Below are 277 nucleotides of genomic sequence, written 5' to 3'. Positions count from 1 at the left end.
CGCGATGCCGGCCTTGGCTAACAGGTCGATCATGTAAGTGAAGTTATTCGGGTTCGGTTTGTAGGAACCTACATCCTGAGCCGTCACGATATGATCGAATTCAACCCCTAGCTTCGCTTCGCTGAACTTGAATTCAGTGCGGTCGATGTTGGAAAGAATAACCAGCTTGTAATGCTGTTTCAGGTAACGCAGGGCTTCTGCCGAGTCGGGGAATGTCGGCCAGTCCTTGACTGACGTCGCGAACGCTTCGCGTTCGGCGGCGATGGGCTCAAGCGCC

The 277-nt window shown here is 54.2% G+C and carries 1 protein-coding gene; it reads right to left on the bottom strand.

Translation table 11 applies throughout. The features are described from left to right. Window positions 1-277: HAD-IA family hydrolase (locus AC0L20_RS40965; RefSeq protein ID WP_473295820.1), on the bottom strand; the 277-nt coding region annotated here is incomplete at both ends.

This window comes from Bradyrhizobium sp. Kon58 (assembly GCF_055807455.1).
This window is presented reverse-complemented; position numbering and strand designations above follow the sequence as displayed.